This window comes from Paenibacillus puerhi, assembly GCF_009846885.1.
Lineage (GTDB): Bacteria > Bacillota > Bacilli > Paenibacillales > NBRC-103111 > Paenibacillus_G > Paenibacillus_G puerhi.
In genome coordinates this window covers 103024-120520 of sequence record NZ_WUWM01000021.1, presented here as the reverse complement: position 1 = coordinate 120520, position 17497 = coordinate 103024, and the positions used below count along the sequence as shown (strand labels likewise).

General features: G+C 53.7%; 7 protein-coding genes. All 7 read right to left on the bottom strand.

Annotated features, from left to right (window positions below; all coding sequences use genetic code 11):
- Positions 1-2: 2 nt before the first annotated feature.
- Complete coding sequence (locus tag GSF01_RS19025; RefSeq protein ID WP_159886825.1) at positions 3-368, bottom strand: type 2 periplasmic-binding domain-containing protein; 366 nt, start codon at positions 366-368, stop codon at positions 3-5.
- Positions 365-469, bottom strand: coding sequence for a nucleoside hydrolase-like domain-containing protein (locus tag GSF01_RS30210; protein WP_328803698.1), 105 nt, complete (start codon positions 467-469; stop codon positions 365-367). Before GSF01_RS30210 ends, GSF01_RS19025 begins: the two co-directional genes overlap by 4 nt.
- A gap of 122 nt (positions 470-591) precedes the next feature.
- Positions 592-915: a DUF5060 domain-containing protein gene (locus GSF01_RS29380; protein WP_268893725.1), complete on the bottom strand. Its 324-nt coding sequence runs from the start codon at positions 913-915 to the stop codon at positions 592-594.
- Positions 916-1384: 469 nt separating this feature from the next.
- Positions 1385-3889 carry an Ig-like domain-containing protein gene (locus GSF01_RS19015; RefSeq protein WP_159886823.1) on the bottom strand — a complete coding sequence of 835 codons (2505 nt, stop codon included), beginning with the start codon at positions 3887-3889 and terminating at the stop codon, positions 1385-1387.
- A gap of 430 nt (positions 3890-4319) precedes the next feature.
- On the bottom strand, positions 4320-5894 hold the full coding sequence (locus GSF01_RS19010) for a glycoside hydrolase family 43 protein (protein WP_159886821.1): 1575 nt from the start codon (positions 5892-5894) through the stop codon (positions 4320-4322).
- Positions 5895-6125: 231 nt separating this feature from the next.
- The gene (locus tag GSF01_RS19005; protein WP_159886819.1) at positions 6126-15977 is read right to left on the bottom strand and encodes an immunoglobulin-like domain-containing protein; all 9852 of its coding nucleotides are present in this window, start codon (positions 15975-15977) and stop codon (positions 6126-6128) included.
- Between the two features lie 181 nt (positions 15978-16158).
- A complete protein-coding gene (locus GSF01_RS19000) occupies positions 16159-17475 on the bottom strand; it encodes an ABC transporter substrate-binding protein (RefSeq protein ID WP_407945780.1) in 1317 nt (438 codons plus the stop codon).
- Positions 17476-17497: the final 22 nt, after the last annotated feature.

The window sequence follows — 17497 nt, the reverse complement described above, 5'->3', positions numbered from 1 at the left end:
CATTATTCGTAAAAGTTTTCGTCGGCATGAGCAGAAAAAGCTTCGACATCCTTGCCGCCTTGCTTCTCCCACATGGCATTTGCTTCCGCATAAGCTTGGTCCACCGTGTACGAATTACCACCAACAATCGCCTTGATGAACAAGTCATCGATCGGTTTTGTGAGGTTGGCCATTTTCGTCTGCAAATCCTTCGGCAGCTCCGGCATATGCTCGGAGTGCGTAATGCCCTCTCCTACCGGAATTTTCTCCATGTACACATCGCGCGCTACTTTGAACAATCGCAGCGCTTCTTGCTGTTCAGGAATACTTTCATTAAAGAACGTTTCGGTGTAGCCGTATTTGCCGCTTTCCAAACGGCTGTAAATCATATTGTCAGAAACCGAACCAACGACATAGCGTCGTCAGGCTCATTCTCAATGTCGGTCAGAACCAGCACCCTTGGTTTCCCAATTGTTTGGTCAAGATTCATGGGTACCTCCTTGCGGGACTCTGTGCAGACAACGATCGAATTTGTCCCGATAATCCCGTAAATATGGTTCGCGCCACCTGCTCACTGTCTTAGCGCCTTTGTGCTCCTGTTCGGAGTATTCCTCATCCAGCAGGTCGGACCACCAATTTGATTTCTTGTTGCCTGGTTTCTTCCGATTCCTCCACACAGGTGAATTCGCCCGATTGATTGTGCAATTCGGGAATGTCACTCTTCGTGGTATAGGACCAGGCCCCGGTTGATTTGGGCATAAAGCGAACCTTATATGCCCCACCGCCATAATAAAAGCCTTCAAATTCCTGTCCATCGACGACCAATGAAAACATCGATTTTTCTTGAGCCGCACCCAAGTCTGGACCCTGGAACACCAGCTCCAAAACCCCAAATACCTCGACACGATCGTCTAAGGTAGTATTTCTTTGATAAATAGATTTCGGGCGACCGTTGACCTTGACGAAGCTCCCGCCCCAACTCGGCTTCTAAAACGCCATTTTAGTAAACTTTATATTATTATATACTAATTTTTAATGTTTGTTTATTTAAATATCAAGTCGATGAAAACATAAAAAAACAAGCCAGCACGCCTTTACGGCATGCCGGCTGCCCACCTCTATTCCCCGGTGCATGTTCTGCACCCAGGGCGGATGCGATAAAGGCTGAATTGAATATATTACGCTATCGCTTATAATATTTTATGATGGTGGGAGCCAACCGGTTATAAGGAGCAGAACGAGGTCTAGGCCATGAAAGCCGCAGAGGATGCCAAAAACCAAGGAGCTAAGCGAAAACAGCTCGCCTAGCTCCTTGGTTTTTATTGAAGGTCATCTTATTTTGAAGCAGCAAGACAAGGAAAAGCTCTAACCGACCCATACCGGATCAGTTAGAGCTTTAGCCTTATTACTGTATCGGTTCAAATTGATTCTTCAAGCTGATATTGGAAAACTTGGCATAGTTCAGCTGCTCGAGGTCGTTAGCGGTATCATTGCTGTCGACGGCGAAGCCAACATAGATCTTCTTCTTCATAGGGATGGTCCGCTTGCCGATCGGGGTCCACGTTTGACCGTCCAAGGAACCGTAGGCGTAAAAGGTTTCGCCTGTACGGCCCAGCTTAAGCCAGTATCCCTGCTCCACTCCGTTAAGCTTAAATGGAATGTCCGCCACCAGCTGCACACCCGCCTTGGATGCACTAGCCACGCTGTCCAATGTTTCTGTCAACTCGTTAAAGCTGCCGCCCTTGGTATCCCTTCCTGCCAGATAGGCGGACCAAGGGTACTCTTTGGATATTTTCACCCAAGACAACCCGAGTGCCGCTGCAGCACTCTTATCCGTTAATTCATCACGAACCATCAGACCTGTGAAGGCGTGGTTATCAACGGAGCCGATTTCATCCAGCCGCACGGTAAACTCCAGGTCCCCGGACATCTCCTGGTAGACAAATTGAAAGTCGTCTTTGCTCGTGTTCGACTCTTTAGAATTTGCCACTGCGCCTTCACGTTGTCCAAGCTTGCCGTTGCCTTTGACCGTAATCACACCGTCCGTCAGACTGGTAGAGCCTTTGATATCCGGACTGCCGATATCCGTTGATTTCCAGCCTTCTTTAGCTGTTAGTTTACGATCCGTGTTGATATGGATCTGGGCGGCAGTGGTTTGGGTAGCATGGCCCTCCGTATCAATGACCCTTGCCGAGATAAAGTGGGAAGCGTCTTGAAGCCCTTGGATGGTATACACATATTTGTTGCCGTGAAGCTCGGCGTCACCCAAATATGCCGAACCGTTGTAAACCTCTACCTTACGGATATTGTGCCCGAACTTGGAGGAAGCCCTGATCTCCACCGGCACTGCTTTACCTAGATCATATTGCGCATTGTTCGCAGGGGAAGTCAGCGTAGCCTCAGGATTTTCGGCGATATGCTCCATGTCTACCAGTCCGTTCACATACAGCTCAAGCCAGGAATAGCCGCTCTCCGTAATGGTCTTGTAGGCGTCAGGGTTGCCCCAGATCCCCTGCTCCTTCTCCCAATTATCAGCGATTCCGTTCTGGTTCGTATCGAAATCTGCAGGCCGCTGCTCTTCAATCACCCCAAAGCCCGATACATATCCCCCAACTTCATGCTCCGTGTTGATATACCTTCCTAAGCCCTGCTTCACTTCCGCAACGATTCTGGCATCGATAGCATCCCGTCGTGGATAGGTGGCTCCGGCCTGTGCAAGGATATCGGTCAGCAGCTTGTCGTCAGCTGCCTTTATCCCGCTGCGCAGATACTCGTCAAATCCTGGATTGGTCACCCCATGATTCTTTCCTGTGCTATCTGCAGAGAGGTAAGGCTCCGTTCTATAGAAAGTTTGGTTCGGACCCTCAGGGTCGCCGGAATTCTTAACGAATGCGGAGGAGCCGTCCAACAAGCTCGTCAGCTTATTATTGATCCGGTTCCCGTTGATATAGAAGCCTCCTAGCTTACCAGCCTCACCCGCATCGATCACCCTGTTAGCTACATTGTCCCGTGTGCCCGGTCCTGCGATTCCGATATTGTTCATATAGTTGGTAAAGTTGAAGCCGCCGCCATAAATGGTATTAAAGCCCCAGTTGTAGATAACGTTATTCGAAAATTGCACGACAGCAACATGATCTGCATCAGCTTTGCCGGCATAACCGCCGCCAAGTCTCGGATTACGAGAAGTGTGACTCACATAGAGGTTATGGTGGAAAGTCGTTTTGTCTCCTCCTGCAATGCCGCCATAGCCATGTCTTCCTTTGGAATGCCCTGAAAGTGTTAAGCTCTCCGAGATGAGGGACCATTGAATGGTGCCGTCTTCGCCCCGGTAGGTTGAGAGGGTCTCGTCTGTGTTCCAACTGAAGGAGGAATGATCGATAATAAACCGCTTGTTATCCCTTCCCCACAGAGCATCCATGGAATCGCTGCCGTTGAACACATTTGTGGCGCCTGGGCGGAAAGACATATAGCGGATGATGATATTCTCAGAGTTGCTGATATTGGTGTCCCAACCGGCTAAAGTAATGCCGTTACCCGGTGCAGTTTGTCCGGCAATGGTCAGATTCTTGATGTTTTTCAGTCTAAGGGAGTTCTTCAACTCGATGGTGCCCGAGACGTGAAACACAATGGTACGTCCTTCCTTAGGAGTGGATTCGACCCCATATCGGAAAGAGCCTTCGATGGGCCTCTCGCCCGAACCATAGTCCATAAGGTTCGTTACGATGTACACATCGCCGCCCCGACCGCCGCTGGTATAGGCCCCGCCTCCAGCTGCACCGGGGAAAGCCAGGAGATTCGCCTCCTTAGATTGAACTTCCTCCGCCTGTACCGTTGCCGTGGCACCGGGTAAAATCAAGTTAGCTGAAAGTGCTATCGAAAAACTGGAAAGGACAGCGATTGCTTTTTTCATACGGGAACTCTTACGTTTCATAGTTGCTTCGCATAACAGATCCTGCTTGGCTAGAGCTGCTTGCCTGCTCCAATCCCTTGCAGTCCTGCTATACTTCCTCCCTTCAATATAGTGTGAGTTGGGAACAAAGAAACGAGTTCATCCATTGTTTGAATACGCTTGCAAAATAGGTGCCTATTCGAGCATTGTTTTCCTATAAGCTTCTTCGTACTCTCGAATCATCTTCTCCCCTCCGGTTGTTCCCCACCTAGCGATTCCGTTTTCCAACCGTTCTCTTTGACAATCTGCACATTTTTCACATATCAATCAGGTTGACGTACAGGCTTCAAGGTGGGGTTAATATCAAGATTAGGCAGCGAATCTCTTTAGGGCCTCACCTCCTTCAAATCCAGCTCTCGATCAAGTACCATTCTATAAATCCCCTCTTACCCTAGTCTAAAGGCATGTACTCAAAATAATCAAAATCGGCATGGTTCACACTGCTTTCCCCATTACTGCTAGCGAACAAACCGATATAGGTTCCCGAGAAGCCTCCCGCTACGTCAACGCTAAGGATGGTTCCGTCAGCATGCTCGAAGAGCGTCGTCCATAATTCCGCCTGCGTAGCGAAGTAGAAGCAGTAGTCTTGTCCAATGGCTTCCACCTTCAGATACAGCTTCCCCGCTTCTGCGAGTGCAACAGTATGCTCAGCAAGCGTTCTTTCTTCTCCTTCAACGCGCTGAACTAAACGTACGACGCCATTTTTTTCGTTACGCGCAGCTTCCACACGGTATTGATAGTCGTTGTTCTGCAGTAGAATCAGCCCAGCCGTTTCCTTATCCGACTTTGGAACAAACTCAAGTACAGTCCTTGCAGCAAAACGGATATGCTGCTGTCGCCTCCCGACAAAGCTGGGATTTACGAAGTCGGTCGTTGTTTCGGGCTTAAGCTTTAATCGTAAATGCCCCGGACGATCCGTTAGAGACATGAAGGAATCGCGCGGAGTCCTTATAAAATTCCACTCCGGTGCAAGGTTCACCGCATCGAAATGATCACACGCTGGCTTCGATGGCCATCGGTGTTCCGGAAGAGAAGGGCGCGGCATTTCAAGCTCCACATAGCCTTTGCCCGGATTGATTACGGGCCAGCCATCCTCCCAAATAAAAGGCACAAGGAACGTTTCTCGACCCAAATTTCTGTAATAACCGCCATAAGGACGCGAGCCCAAACAGAACATCCACCATTCCCCGTCCTGCGTCTGCACGATATCAGCGTGTCCTATGTTTGTGACAGGGTGATTAAGACCCAAGTGACGATGGGTAAGAATCGGGTTGCGCTTACAGCTTTCATAGGGTCCCGTTATGGAGGTGCTGCGTGCGATAGTGACCGAATGGGTGTGTCCTGTTCCTCCCTCGGCAATAATCAAATAATAATATCCGTTCAGCTTGTACATATGGGGTCCCTCTTGGGCGTGGACAAACTTCAATGCGCCATCCCATAGACTAAATTTCGGTCCGACTAGCAAGCCGTTTGTTACATCCAGCTCCTGCATCCAGATTTCCATGTGCTTCGGATACTGCTGCCCGCCGGGCGGTTGCCGGTTTGCCATAACATAGCATTTTCCATCGTCATCGAAAAATAGCGAAGGATCGATACCTGGCGCATCGGGAAGCCACACCGGGTCTGACCATGGGCCTGCCGGATCTGTTGCGGTCACATAAAAGTTTTTACGCGCGCCGGTTACGCTTTCAACAAATGTAGTAATCATGAAAAACGTACTGTTATGATAACGGATCGTTGCCGCATAGATGCCTTTGGAGCATGGTGTGCCGTCTAAATTTAGTTGGGATGGGCGATCCAATACATGTCCAAGCTGCCGCCAATTCACTAGATCTTTACTATGAAAAATCGGAACACCCGGAAAATATTCAAACGACGACGTCACTAAGTAATAGTCTTCCCCAACCCTGCATACGGAAGGATCCGCATAACAACCCGGAATCACCGGATTTCGGAACGTATTCATCTTACTTGCCCCCTTATGGTCTGATCCATTACATTATTATAGGGCAATAATTACAAAAATAGTTGCGGTTTTATGCCTAATATTCCCTTATAATTTATTATTTTTGTCCGATTTTCAATTTCGAAAAGCTAAGGAAGCTGCCAACCAGCTCCGACTAATCCCAAGCAATCTTCCCTTGGATCCGCTCCCGATCATCCAAAAGAAGCCGGCCCTTTCGGGCCGGCTTACCGGTTAGTCCAGCAGATTGGAGATCACCTGCGCGCTTTCCGCGCGGGTCATCGGCTCTTGCGGGGCAAACAGATTATCGCTGCGTCCGCTGATTAAGCCTAAGCCTTGCGCAGCGCTCACTGCAGGTTGCGCCCACTCCTGAATGTCGCCATGATCGACGAACGGGCTTGGCTGCACTTCCGCCGCTTGCTTGCCCTTGACATACTCATAGGCCCGCACGGTCATGACGGCCATTTCTTCACGGGTAATCGCATCATCAGGCGCGAAGGTATCCGCGGTGCGCCCAAGCACGATCCCCGCCTTGCTGACTTTCGCAATCGCTTCCGCATACCAGGCATCAGCGTCAACATCGTTAAAGCTTTGGCCATCGACTGCGGTTAATCCCAAGGCGCGCGCGAGCATGGCCGCGAATTGCGCCCGCGTCACGTTGCCCTGCGGGTTAAAGCTAGCCGCGTCGACGCCTTCGGCAATGTGCTTAGCCGCCATTTTCTTAATGACGTCATACGCCCACGAGCTTGCGTCTACATCCGCAAACGTTTGGTCATACTCCAGCACGGCATAGCGAGAAAGATGACTGATTGTAACGCTCATCGTCCCGCCTGCCAGCGTTCCGCCCCTGAATGTAAGAGCTCCATCCGCCCCGATTTCGTAGACGCCTACCAGATCAGGATTGGCATTCGGACCGACTTTAAACGTAACCGTCAATGGTTCGTCAAAAGCGGTTACCCGAACTAGTGTGCCGTCCGCCGCTTTGACTTGCAAGTTAAAGACATACACATCGCTTGCCGCCGCCAACTGAACCGAATCGCTGACTGTAGCGCCGCGGATAAGCTTGGCAGCTTCCTCCTTCGATACGATAGCTGCCGACAACTGAATCTGCGCCCCTTCGGCCTGCGCCCCGGCAGCTTTCTGGATCTGCTTCAGCGCTTGCTTAGGGAATTCAATCGACATATTGGCTTGCATCAATCGAAGGCTGTTGTCTCCGATGATGTCCGAAATCCTGCCTGGAAGCAGCACGGTATCTTTATTCGCTGCCAGATGGACGGTAACTATACCGGCAACGGCAGCTTTAAAATCTTCCGCGCCAAGCACCTGGGTCGTCGCAGGAACTTCCGGTGCCGTCGGTACGGCCGGTGTTGCAGGCGATGGCGTTACAGCCGGCGACGGAGTTGCCTGATCGTCGCTTTCCACCTCGTAGACGATCACCTCTCTCGTGACTTCCGCTGCAGCGTTGCCTGCCGCATCGCTGACATTGTAATGGTAGGTGTAGGTTCCCGCTGACGCGGTATTCACGGCCGTTACAAGGCTTCCGCCCCGTGTGATGGTCGTCACGATCCGGCCAGTAAGATCGCCGTCCCGGTCGTCCATAGCCACCGCTCCCGCATCCGTGTAGCGTGCGCCTGCTTCCACTCGGACTGTAGCGTTCCCCAGCAGCGTGATGACCGGCTTGACGTTGTCTACGTCTGCAGCTTCGGATACATGAACGATTCTCGTGATTTCCAGTGCCGCATTGCCTGCCGTATCGCTAACATTGTAATGGATGACGTAAGTGGCTGCCGTAACCGTACTGATAACCTGCGCCGGAATTCCATTGTAAGTAATGCTCGTTACGGTACGGCTTGTAAGGTCTCCGTCGCGATCATCGAACGCCGTTACTCCCGCATCGATATAGCTTGCGCCGACGGTCAGATTGACAACCGGTTCGCCGAGCAAGGTAAGGACCGGCCTCGTGACATCGGGCCCCGCCGATACGGTTACTGTTCTTGTAGCTTCCGCCGCGGCATTGCCTGCCGTATCGCTGACATTGTAATGGACGGTGTAAGTCGCCTCGGTTACGGTGCTGACACCCGGTACGGATACGCCGTTCCAGCTGTACGTCGTCACAATCCGGTTCGTGATGTCCCCATCCCGGTCATCCGTGGCCGTTGCTCCAGCTTCCGTATACGCAGCGCCTATCGGCAGATCGACCGTCTCGCCGCCGTTCAGTGTAATGACCGGCTTCGTCGTATCGGCATGCTCCCTGCCTGCGATGATGATGAAGCTGACCATAATGGCCGTATCCGAGCCTGCTGTTCCCGGTCCAGTCTGTATGAGTACTTTTCCGGTCTCATCCACTTGGACGCCTTCCAGCATCGCGATACTTTTCGCTTGCTTGTATTCATGGCCATTCAGGCTGGCAAGAGACTTGCCATTCATGGAAACGGCCATATTCGCTTTGCGGGTATAGCCCCATGGATCGTAGAACCCGACATAGATGTCATACGTTCCGGCCGGAAGCTCGAAGGCATAGTCGACCGAATCCTTGGCGGAGCCTTCCGCACGGCGATGAGAGTTATAAGGGTCGCTTGCATTCGTTCGCGTACCGGGGACTGCCACGGAATTCGTGTAACCCCAAGTTAGACCGTCAGCGTAGATCTGGTCGGGTACCGACTGCAGCTCCGCCAGCTTCGGATTCGACGCGCTGTCCGCACGCAGAGCCGTGAACATGCTGGAGCTGTCCGTATTGCCGCTATCCGCAAAGTAATACACATGGTTCGGCAGCACGCTCACGTCGAATGAAATCGAGGTGCCCGCCAGAGCCGTGTCTCCCCCAAGCGTTCCCTGCACCGTCGCCGCTCCTAGCGTTAATCTTGCCGCCTCCAGGCTTGCTGCGTTCCAAGCGACAGGTACGCTCGTGTACGTAGCCTTGCCGCGTTTCAAGTCCAACGTCTCTGGCAGCTCCAGAGCCACGCCCAGCTTGAACGCTTGGCTGCTGGTCGTCAGCACCTCCAGAGGAGCGAACTTATCCATCACATCCAAGGTCCAGTCGCTCAAAGTCTGACCTTCTAGTTTGGTGCCGCCCGCCGAAAGCTGAAGCGGGAGCCATACGTAACCGGAAGTGTCCAGCGCCTTTTGAATCCAGCGATCGCCCATATAGATGAACAAACCGTTCTCGGCGTCATAAGGGATGACTGCTGTCGACTGCGTGCGGTAGGACGTATTCGAGCTGTCGTTCGGGAACGGATTGCCTAGCTTCGCATATGGCGTGAAAGTCTGGCCTCCATCCGTCGTATTGCCGAAAATATGATTGGCCCGATAAGCAATGGACGGATTCGGATCCCAGCCGGTGGTGCCGGAAGTAATAAAGTAATAGTAGCCGTTATACTTGAATACCGCCGGTGCCTCTCTGCTCGTATCGGTGAATACGCGGGCTGTGAAGGTCTTGCCGAGACCCTCCGTCCCGTCTTGGACAGGCGCCGTATACGTATCATTCAACAGCGAGATGTATGTATATTTATTCTCTTCGCTGGAGTAGATCGCATACGCCTTGCCGTCGTCATCCTTGAACACGGTCATATCGCGCGCCATGCCCTTGTTGCTGTCGTAATAGCCCTCGATGTAGTTCATTTTCTGGGCATTGACGAGCTTGAACGGACCGAATGGCGTATCCGAAACGGCAAAGCCCATTTGCGCGCGGCTGTATCGGCTGACGCCGGTGTCCGTGTTCGGGCTATTTTTCAGCGTATCGAACTGCTCCAGTATACGCGCATCGGTCGGTCCGTCGACGTGATACGCGATGACGTATTTCTTAGTCTGCTCATTGTAGAGCATTTTCGGACGTTCCATAATCGTGTAATAAGCGTAGGTGCGATGGAACGCCAGCTCCAGGCTTTCGTTATCGTAGCTTGCGGCCGCGTAGTTGAAGCTTGCATCGCTCACCCGGCTATAGTCGGAATGTACGTTTCGGTCCACATAAGCTTGCAGAAAATCTCGGGAATAATCGATATCGAACTGCGTGAGCGGTTGACCGAGCTCGTTTACTCCCGTACCTGCCGTACCCATAGCGCGGGCTTTAAGCGCCGCGAGCTGGCCTGCGCTCAGCTGAACGCCTTGCCCATCCGACGTTTTCTCCATTGGGAAAACACGATGAGGGTATAGAGCAACGCCCATGTCTACCCAGTTGTACAAGTCTTTAGACACATAGGTGTGGATGCCGCCAATCGGCCGCCCGCCGTACGTCTTGTCTTCGCCGACCCACAGCCATGCGCCGTCGCCCTCAGCCGGAGTCGCGGTGTAAGACGGTACGTTGCCGTTCCAGGCAATATGATCGACCCAGGTGACCTGGCCGCCATGGGCTTGAATCGGAACTCCGTTCGTATCCATCCACACATCGGTATTCTCCCCGGCTACACCGCCTAGGGAAGCATAGGTTACCGGTTCGACCGGACCGTTCAGCTCCTCGACGGCCAGCCAGCTGATGGCGGCATTTTTGTTCGTCTTGCCTGCTCCCGGACCGGACGTATAGGAGCCGGCATTGGTTAGGACATACCGCACATCGGAAGCGCCCACCGGCAGATTCACGCTGTAGGCGACCTGCTTGGAGTGTCCGGCGTGATCCAGGTGGAGGCGGTCCACAATCCGGGTAACCGTCTCGCCATTCAGCGCATACGTAACCGCAATTTTGATCGGCATTTCATTGCCCCACCACAGACGGTGATACGATGTAAATCGGTACGTTTTCCCGCCTTCGAGTCCATCAAGCCGATACGATAAAGTAGACAAGGGATCGCCGCCGTCGATCATTATGCCCGTCGCATTTTTGTCCAGATCCGGCTGGGCCGACTTGTTGATAATCGGCTTCACTGCTCCTCCGCTGCTGAGCGCGATATAGCCCCAGCCCGACTCGGAACTGTACACCTGATTGGCCGAATCATTCAGCAAAGCGTTACCCGTCAGCTTCCGAACGGCGTCCCAGACATAAGGGTTCGTTGCGCCGCCGTCGATAAAGTATTTGAGGTTCTGCGGCACAACCTCCACTTGTACGGTGAACTGCTTCTCGCCGCCATCCGTATAGCTGCCGATCACGGTGACCGTTTCATAAGGTGTGGCGAAATCGCTGGCCGTTATAGCGCTTCCGCTGCCCGTCGTCCATGAACGGATGTCAAACTCGGGTCCGCCATCTGCAAGCCGTACCCGCTGCGGAAGCTGAGGCACGGTACCCGCATAAGTCGCGTACAGGTCAGCCGTACGGCTCGTATTCGTATGCTGCACAAGGCCCGCAACCGCATTGTTCAAGGCCTGCAGCGAACTATTGACCTCTTCCTGCGTCGCGTCTGCTTTCCCAAGCACACTCAGCGTATTCGCAAGAGCCGACTGGAAGCTGCTCCAGCTGACTTCGGTATAACTATCGTTTTCCTTGCTCTTATGCTGATCGTACAGCGCCTGCAGGGCGGCTTTGTCAACGGCAGCGCTTCGTACCGGAGCCACTCCCACGAAGGACAGCAGCGGCGACTGGTTGCTCTGCGCGCCTGCCAGCTTGAGCTTCAAGGATCCCGTTCCCGCTTTGGCGAACGTATAGCCCCGGACTACGTCAAACGAACTGCTGTTCAGCGTAATCGTGTCGACAAGCTTGCTTCCTCCGTCATACTCCAGGTAGACTTCTTCGGTGCGTGCGCTGGTAGGCCACCAGCTGTAAGTGCCGAGCGTCAGCGTGTACTCCCCGGGAGACAGGTTGTCGAACGTATACATGACGGCCGCGCCGTTCTGATTCGCTGTATAAATCCCCGTCGTGCTTTGCTTGCTGTAAGGGCCGCTCACAATGCCTTTGTAAGTAACGGATGGCGAACCGGCGGCGTTGTGGCCGCTATGGCCCCAGCTGGTTCCCTTGGCAGCGTCATACACCTGATCCGGTGCGCCGTTGAGCAGCGGCTTGCCTGCTGTGGCGGCGAGTGCCGCGACTGCGCCGTAGGCGGGCGAATCATAGCCCAGCGTCGTAGTAGACGTATGCCCCGATGTCAGCCCTGCTGCTGTAGCGTTAAGATCCACGAAATAACGAATGTCTTCGGGTACCACTTCCACATAGCCAACCGTTTGCAGGGTTCCGTAAGTTCCGGTTACGGCTACCGTTTTATAGGCGGTGTCGAAGCTGACGCCGTCCAGCTTCCAATTGACGGTCACTTCCTGCGTCGTGCCATCTGCCCGTGTCGCCAGCACCTTCTCGGGAAGGTTCGGACGCTTTCCGACATAAGCGGCTGCATAATGAGGCGAAGCAAGCTCCCGTATATCGCCCGTGAACAATTGGTTCTGGGCAAAGATCAGACGCGCCGCAAGCTGCTCGGCTCCCTCCTGATCCAATCGGTAGGCGGCGGGATCGCTCAATGCCTCCTGTGCCGCAGCCCGCGAAGACTCGAAGAGCTGCCAGTCGCTTTCTTTGAATTCGGCCTGACGGCTGATGTCCTGCGCTGCCGCTGCCGCCGCCTGGAGAGCCGCGATATCCGGCGTGCCTTGGACTTCGCCGGAAACTACCGCCACCGAATCCACCGCCAGCGTGCCGCTGACTACCTTGATCTGCACGGTATGCTTGCCATAGCTAAGCCCGCGAAGCGCATAGGTTTGATAAAGCTCCTTGGAGTTCGTCGTACTGGCGGATCGGTTAACGAGCTGTCCGTCCACCGTCACTTCGAGCTTCGCCGAACCGTCGTTCGGACCGAGAATATCAAGCCCGGTACCCGTGAACGTGTAGGTCAGCGCTGCTCCAGCTCCTTGGCTGACAGACGTGGAGCGATGATAAATATACATGCCTTCGCCGTTTCGATGATTCCACGGACCGCTGTATATCAATTTGGGGCCGGGAACGGATGCCAGATCGTACATTTCCAGATTATCCAGATGCTCGGAATAGTAGGGCGTGTAGCCGTCCACCGTTTCAACCCTCAGATTGTCGAAGCGAACGTGATAATACCCGCTGGCCAGATCCACCCGTCCGGACAATTTGGGATTCGGATCGGTGTACGCCGCCAGCTTCACGCCGTCCAGATAAGCGGTCACTACGCTGCCCGCCACCTGAATGGCCAGATTATGCCAGGCATTATAGGCTGCGTTAAACCCGTCAATCTTCACGCCGCCGTCGCCGTTCACGACATTCCCGCTGGCCACCGCGCTGTTGTTGACCACCAGCTGCCAGCCGCCGTCCAACCAATATTTCAGCACATACGGCGTGCCGCCGAGTGTGTGGGAGCTGCCGCCTCCCTGATACCTGGCGCCGATCGCCGCGTAATTGGCCCCGCTCTGGGTGCTGTTGTTTTCGAACGAAACATCGACGCTTGCCTTGTAGTTCGTCCACCGGTAGTCCCCGATGGCCGTGACGGGATCGCCGCCGTTCCACGTGCCGCCGAGCCCCATAATCGCTCTGTCCAGCTGCTGCCGCAGCACATAGTTATCGGACCCGTCCGGCAGATACGCTTCGAAAGCCCCGTTGCGGTCATGGGTGTACCGGGGGATCACGCTTTTGGAGCCGCCACGGGAGTCTATGTAGCTTTCGCTGCCCGTAATTTGACCGCCTGCCCCAATCACCGGAACGGTTTGACCCGTGTAGTCAAAATCATCGGCGTAAAGGATCTTGTCATCCGTTTTGCGGACCGCCCCGGATGCATCGGTATCCAGTACGGTTCGCTCACCCTCTACGGGCAGCTTCGTGTTGTACGCCTCTTTCTCATGATTGTCGAGCGTCGTAACGGTTACGACCGAATACGGCTTGACGCGCACGGTATACACGCCGCCGCCATCTGCGGCAGCGCTGCCGAGATAGTTCATATGATTGCTGTTGAACGCTTTCCCTTGGTCAGCCGCTCGGGTTTCCCATACTTCCAGAGTAGGGTTGCCCGTATAGCTCATATTGACCGTCTGAAGCTTGTAAATTCTTTCATACTCGCTGTCGTTGACGATCACGGTGGAGAAATCACTTTTGTCGGGAGCCGCAAGTGTCATGTAGCTAGGCGTGCCGTTGCGTCCGCTGACCGGGTTCGTGCCCGTCGCGCCGGTAGAGCTGGCCTGAGGAACCGTTCTCCAGATGCCCGCGGTATTCGCGTCGTTCTCCCAGCCTACCTTCGCAAACCAATTGAAATGCTGCAGGACAACAAGACCTGCGTCATAGTGAATCCAGCCCGACCATGGATCGCGCGCGCTGACCAATTCTTTGAAGGAATACTGTCCGCCTTCATAGAAGGAACCGATGGCCGGCTGGTAGACAAAGTGCGTCCGGCGGGAATTGACAAACCCCTTGATGATGGTGTTGCCCATCTCAAGCGCGCTGCCGGTACCGCCTAGGCCTGTGCCCGCCACGGACGGATCCTTCACGTTGTTGTTCGGCCGGAAGGACGAGTTGCTGAAGGTTGCCTGCGCCTCGCTGTTCCAGATCTCCTTATCGAATTGCTCCGCGAGCCGTTTGAAATTGCCCGCGCTATCATCATCGGTGTTATAGTGGTAGCCGGCGACCGACACGGCATTGCGCAGGGCAGCGTCGCTGACCATGCTGCCGCCGAAGGAGCCGATCCCGACCTCATCGGAGATGACAATTTCGATCCGATTGTACAGCGCTTGCTCTTGTGGGCTGTTAAAGCCCGCTTGATCCCCTCTGACCCGCTCGGCATATTGCTTGGTCCAAGTCAGATCGGCCGAATGCTCGTTGATATGGGGATTGACGTAATCGACCATATAGCCGTATTCGCGATAAGCGGCCAAAATCGTATTTTTATACCAGGAATAAATGTTGTCGTTGCTGTTCGCCCAGGCCGGCGCGTTCCAGCGCAGGATGCTCACCTTGAGATTGGGGTTCACCGCCTTGGCGTCGGCCGCCAGCTGGAAGCCGGGATGACGCTTGACATTGGCCTCTTCATCGGCCGTACGCATCGTGGCCGGGTCCGGTCCTGTCGAGTTGTTGCGGTCGTTGCCCATCTCGATTTTGACATGCGTCATGATCGGATGCTCCCCGCCGAACAAGATCCGCAGCATTTCCGCATAAGCCTCGGGATGCTCAGACTTATAATCCATCAGCAGCGCGCTGGTGCTGTTGGCGCTCAGTACGCCAAAGCCCTTGAACGTGAGGCCGTTAACATTGTCCGCTTTGATATCATTGCCGTCCAGCATGACCTTGACGGTAGCAGCTGCGGCCTGCCGGGCGTTGTCGATCATTCCCTTGATCCCGCCCTCGGAGATGGCGAACCAGCTGAGAATTGGTTTTTCGCCGGAAACGTAGCCATAGGTCAGGGTCATAGGCACGCTTGTATTAATCTCTGCAGGAATGGTGAATTCGCTGGAGATCGACTTGGTTGCATTGGTGTTGAACTGGTCAAGCAGAATCGTCTTCACACCGCCGCTCGTATCCTGATACTCGAGCGCGGGCCGGATCACCCGGGAACGACTGCCGTACCAATCATGGAATCCGCTGCTGAGCGTATAGGTTCCGGAAGGGAGCGCTTTCAATTTATAAATAATATGGTTGGTAGCCGGATCAGCGCGAAGCCCGACAACCCAGATGGATGGATCGGTGGCGGGGTTGGTCAGGCCCCCATTCGCGGAGTTTTTCACCTTCTGAACGGAATCGTCGAAGCCCCATTCGGTCGTACCGCCGACATACCTCTGATCCGGGGCAAGGTTAAGCAAGCTGCCGCCGCTCAGCGCTTTAACGGACTCATAGACGGGCGAAGCGCTTGAGGCATATCCAAAGGAGTCGCCGCCTCGGCCGCTATCTACAAAGTAAACGAGCGGATTGCTTTCAGGCGGAATCACCTCCACACTCGCTGCGACCGATACGCCGCCCGCCGTACCGGTGACCGTCACCGTTTCGTAAGGCACGGCAAAGGTGTCCTCGCCAATATGCCAGGTCACGGGTGTGCTCTGGCCTCCAATTGCTACGCTGCCAGGCAAAGTAGTGCCTGCCGTTGTTTTCGCCCCCATGTAGGCGGCTGCGTAAACCGTATCCGCCGTTGCCGCAGATACGGCCTGCAGTCCGTACGCCGGAAACAATCCGACTATCAGCATAGCGGACATCACGATAGAAAATATCCTTGTTCTAATGGAATGCTGCTTCCTGCTCACTCACATATCCTCCTTTTGCTGCCGTATATGAACATCTAAATTATACCGAGATGTGAAACCGCATTCATGCTTCTAATTTTACTTATCGTACGGGTATTTTTACCATTTCACAAAAAATAAGCTGACACTCGTTTGGAAAACGATGTCAGCTTATGATCCTTCTCAACCCGTTACTGGTTCATTATTTCCCTTGCTCGCCGATCGCTTTATCGATCAGCTTCGCAGTTTTGTCCAGCGCGTCCTGCGCCGTTGCTTTACCTGAAATAGCCTCCACAATATGACTTCTCAAGTCTGTAGAAAACTTCGGAACGATGTCTTGCCTGGACCAATCGTTAGCCGCAAGCGGCGTCGTGTTCGCCAATTCGTCCGCAAACACCTCGAACATTTCCTTACCGAAGGCATATTCCAGCTTGGCATTGTCCTTACGCGGGCTGATAAAGAGCGACTCCTTATTAAACCTTGCATTGACTTCCTTCGAGGATAAGTACTTAATAAACTCGGCGGTTTCTTTTTCTACGCCTGAACCTTTAAAGGCCATGACATACTTGCCGCCCGGTACGGAGGAGCGAATTTTTTGCTTCGGCATGTAGGTGACTCCCCACTCAAAGGTGTCGATGTCCTTGTAATTGCTCAGCATCCAGTTACCCGCCCAATGCACGGCTACCGTTCCGGAGCGGAACAGGTTGTTTGGGTTCTCGGAGCCGAGCCAGACAGACGGAGGAATAATGCCATCCTTATGCAGCTTGACGAAGTATTCCAAGGCTTGAACGCCCTCCGGGCTGTTGATGGCCGCTTTTTTGCCATCTGCACTGATCATGCTGCCGCCGAACTGATACAGCATCGTCGACCATCTATGCGGCGTGAAGTCCCATACAAGACCGGATTTGGCTCCGCCCTTCTCCATGACCTGCTTGAGGGAGGCGTTAAACTCATCCCACGTCCAGATGTTGTCCTTGGAGGTCGGCACCTTAACGCCCGCTTTATCGAACAGCGTTTTGTTGTAGATGATCCCGTTGGCGGTAACGTCCATCGGAGCGGCAATAATTTTGTTGTCTACCACATAATAAGGTTTTATGGAATCGATATACTGCGAAGTAAAGCTATCCGCGCTGCCTACATAAGGCGTTAGATCCAAGGCCTGATTCGCAAAAAGTCCCGTATCGGTGATGCGCGTTAGTGCAGGCGGTTTGCCCCCGGAGATCATCGTTTTCAGCTTCGTGCCCAGGTCTTTAAAGGGAACCTCGATAAGATTAATCTTTACGTGCGGATTTTCCTTCTGATAGTCCGCAGTAATCGCTTTCATTACTTCGCCTTCAATACCGTCGGTAAACCAAACATAATCGAGTGTGACTTCCTTCTTTGCCTCGGACCCCGTGTTGCCCGCCGCATCCTTGGCGCCGGCTTGGGAGCCGCCCGAATTGCCACTGGAGCACGCTGCCGTGCCCAATGTGAGTACAGCTGCAAGAGAAAGCAGCATCGTCGATTTTACACGCTTCATCATTCTTAAATCCCCCCATACT